The 3483-nt window shown below is 54.3% G+C and carries 4 protein-coding genes; 1 reads left to right on the top strand and 3 read right to left on the bottom strand.

What is annotated here, in order from left to right; genetic code table 11:
- Positions 1-31: 31 nt before the first annotated feature.
- Together B2633_RS12575 and lpdD are read right to left on the bottom strand one after the other, a co-directional pair.
- Complete coding sequence (locus B2633_RS12575) at positions 32-1795, bottom strand: UbiD family decarboxylase (RefSeq protein ID WP_483171044.1); 1764 nt, start codon at positions 1793-1795, stop codon at positions 32-34.
- A complete protein-coding gene (gene lpdD / locus B2633_RS12580) occupies positions 1788-2186 on the bottom strand; it encodes a prenylated flavin chaperone LpdD (RefSeq protein ID WP_483171046.1) in 399 nt (132 codons plus the stop codon). Before lpdD ends, B2633_RS12575 begins: the two co-directional genes overlap by 8 nt.
- Before the next feature lie 309 nt (positions 2187-2495).
- On the opposite strand from lpdD, the gene B2633_RS12585 reads away from it, so the two are divergent.
- Entirely contained in the window at positions 2496-2783 is a 288-nt protein-coding gene (locus B2633_RS12585) for a DUF1294 domain-containing protein (protein WP_483171047.1), read from the top strand.
- A gap of 268 nt (positions 2784-3051) precedes the next feature.
- Here B2633_RS12585 and B2633_RS12590 read toward each other — a convergent pair.
- Positions 3052-3483 (bottom strand): (2Fe-2S)-binding protein (locus B2633_RS12590; protein ID WP_483171048.1); only part of this gene is annotated, 432 nt, incomplete at its 5' end.

The raw sequence follows: 3483 nt of genomic DNA on the forward strand, positions 1-3483 counted from the left end.
CGCTTCCGTCGTTCGCTCTGCCCGAATTCAGTTAATTGTTTCTGAACAAACTGCCCCAGCGCTGATCGACCCGTTCTACGATGTCTTCCCGGGGCACCAACTCAGCCGGATATTCCGGTTTCATACGGGCGTCGATTATAAAGGGCAGCCGGTATTCGATGGCATTCCGGTGCATGTGCTGCTGTGCATGAATATCGAGCATGGGGTCGAAACGGGTGAATACGGTCCACAGGAAAGAGGTCTGATCGGATATCGAATCAATATCATCCACAAGTATCACCAGGGGCCAGGATTGCAGTTCTGCATGAGCCGCCTCGGTCAACTGCGCCCCCAACCCCGGTTCTTGCTCATAGCTGGCTCCGGATATGAGCAGGCACCCGGAGCAATAGGGCTTTATCTTATCAATCCGGGGAAGGGGGTTTCCGCTATAATTCCGAGGTAATTCGCGCACCGGGTTGCCGATGCCTATGATGATCGCTTTGCTGCCCTGATTATATTTGCGGCCGGTGTAATCCAGTGTATCCATGGAGGTATTGTGCAGAATTACAAGGTCCCGTCCAGGATCGAGCCGCATCAGGATAGTCTCCAGGAGATGCGGAAAATCGCGCAGGTCTAAAGCCACGTCGGTTACCAGCAAAACCTTGGTGAGGCTAAGCTGACCTTCACCCAGGATGCGGAAGCTGTGGGCCAGGGCTTCGCGGAAGTAGCTCTCCCTGACCACGGCCGCGCTCAAGGTATGAAAACCGGCTTCAGCATAACTGCGCAGGTCCTTGACCCCGGGCATCAGCAGCGGAAAGATGGGGCTGATCAATTCCTGCATCCACTCCCCGATGTAATAATCCTCCTGTCTGGGTTTGCCGACAACGGTGGCAGGATAAATGGCATCGGAGCGATGGTAAAGCTGTGTTATGTTAAACACCGGGAAATCATGCACCAGAGAATAGTAGCCATAATGGTCGCCGAATGGTCCTTCCGGCTTGCGTACATGGGCGGGAACCACCCCGCACAGGGCAAACTCGGCTTCTGCCACCAGGGGATGGGGATGGCCGGCTATCTTAGTCATGGCAATTTTGTCTCCCAGCAGGAATGAAGCGTAAAGCAGTTCCGGCAAAGGTTCCGGCAGAGCCGTGATGGCGGCAACGGTCAATGCCGGCGGCCCTCCCAGGAATACCGTCACCGGCAGGGGCTGACCAAGCTGCTCAGCTTCATGGAAGTGAAATCCGCCGCCTTTATGGATCTGCCAGTGCATGCCGGTTTGAGTTGCAGTGAATACCTGCATGCGGTACATGCCCAGGTTGTGTTCGCCTCCATGCGGGCTTTCGGTATACACCAGGGGCAGGGTGAAGAACGGTCCGCCGTCCTCCTGCCAGCTGGTGATGCACGGCAGGGCTTTGATATTAACCGGCTGCAAGGACTCTCTTAAAACCGGCGCCCGGTGGGACGGCACATGATTCAAGCCGATGCGGGCCATATCCAGAAGCCAACCGCGTTCCCCCCACAAACTGCTCAAGCGCGGCGGTAAGAGCCGGTGCAAGGCGTTGATGGCTTTGTTTACAATAGCTTGCGGTTTGGGACCCATGGCCATTTCCATACGCCGTACGGTGCCAAATAAATTGGTGGCAACCGGAAATGAACTCCCTTTAACCCGGGTGAATAATAAGGCCGGACCGCCTTCTTCCACCACCCGGCGGTGGATTTCAGCCAGTTCCAGATAGGGGTCTACTTCAGCCGTTATCTCGATAATGTCTTTTTCCCGGCGTAGTTGCTCAATAAAGGAGCGCAGGTTCTTATGCATGTTCGATCTCCACTATCTGCTTGATTCTGTCAGCCAATAGCCGGGCTGCTTCCAGGCTGTTTTGCACCAGGGCATCAATTTCCTGACGGGAGGCCCGATCAATATGAATTCCCGCTATTACTGCCGCGCAACAACCGGTTTCCCGGCAGAGCTGCTCGGCCACCAGGGTGGCAACATCAGAATCGCGGTGTCCAGAGCGGGGGGTTACCCAGGTTTGCGGGCGTTGACCCGAAGCTGTCCGGGGATGGCGCGGAACACTCATCGCCACTCCCCCCACATGAGGTTTTTCCCCCCCGGTGAGGAAGACTGCCACCCCGTCACCGGTTAAAATGGCCTGAACCTGTATGCCCAAACGGCCTTCCCCGCAAGTAAAGACTATTTCCTCACGCAAAGAGACTCACCTTCTAAAGCAGACTTTCACAAAAATATTATTGCAGCTATCCTATATCTTAAACCACTGCGGCGGCACTGTAAAAGCAATCTTGGCCTATTTTCCGTGTTAACGGATGAGCGTGGTTTTTTTGCGGGGTATTCGACAGCAAGATCAGTATCCGCGGTTATAATAATATTAATGATGATAGAGCCGACGTCTGCAGATAGCAGTTAGTCACCATACTCTCTATGACCAATCCTTCAGCTGTGATGCAGTCATGGATGGCCGTAATGACGGAGAAATCAATCCTGGGGGAGGAATAGCGGCATGGCCTACAGCGGGTTTGCGCATCAAGTCTTGCTTTTTTACGCTTTGGCGGTCAATACTCTGTGCTATGTATTATTCGCGCTCGACAAAGGCTACTCACAGCGCGGGGAAAAGAGGATTCCGGAAAGAACCCTTTTCACAGCTGCGCTTCTAGGTGGCGCCTTAGGCGGAATACTGGCTATGTATCAATTCCGGCACAAAACCCGCCACCGCAGTTTCAAATACGGCCTCCCAATAATACTAGTCCTGCAGCTGGTCTTGATAATTTATTATTTCGCCGGCTTTTAGAAGAAGCGGTGTTCATTGGCGCCATTTAAGGGAGAAGCGACCGCAAAAAAGATAAGCCATAGGCCATAAAAAAAGATCGATTGCGGGATGCGCCGCCGGGTCTGGTTTATTTCGCCCCGGCAGGCTGGCCGGCCGGACACCGCCACCGCTCGGGAAAGGATAATGTCAGGGTAGTCCTGATTTTTTGGCGGTAACCAAAGCGGTGAACGCCCCGGGGCGAATTATCCTAATCGACCGGGAACTGTCGCTGCTTCCGGCAACCGGTATTTTATTCCGGGGTTATATTCAGTACACTGCGCACCGCCCCGGTGATCTCTTCGTAGCTGGTGCAGCGGCAGATATTTGATTCCAGCCAGGTGAACATGGTATCTTCGTCGGCATCAGGGTGTTTTTCTATCAACCCCTGACAGGTCATGATGAAACCCGGGGTGCAATAGCCGCACTGAAAAGCCCGGTGCTCTACAAAAGCCTTCTGAATAGGAGCGTCCTGCAGACCTTCCAAGGTGGTGATCTTATGGCCTACCGCTTCTACCGCCAGCATCAAGCAGGATTTGACCGGCAGACCGTCGACCAAAACCGTGCATGATCCGCAGTCGCCGTTTTCGCATCCCGGCTTAGCGGCGGTCAGCCCCAGAACCTCCCTCAAAGCATACAGCAGGGTGTCTGCCGGTCTGACAACCGCGCTAATCTTGGCGCCGTT

Origin of the sequence: Syntrophomonas sp. UBA1041 (genome assembly GCF_002316705.1) — a bacterium.
Taxonomy (GTDB): domain Bacteria; phylum Bacillota; class Syntrophomonadia; order Syntrophomonadales; family Syntrophomonadaceae; genus DTU019.

Bases quoted from the DNA above. Each gene is read 5' to 3' on its own strand.
- B2633_RS12575 (WP_483171044.1), bottom strand. From the start codon at position 1,795: ATGCATAAGAACCTGCGCTCCTTTATTGAGCAACTACGCCGGGAAAAA.
- B2633_RS12585 (WP_483171047.1), top strand. From the start codon at position 2,496: ATGGCCTACAGCGGGTTTGCGCATCAAGTCTTGCTTTTTTACGCTTTG.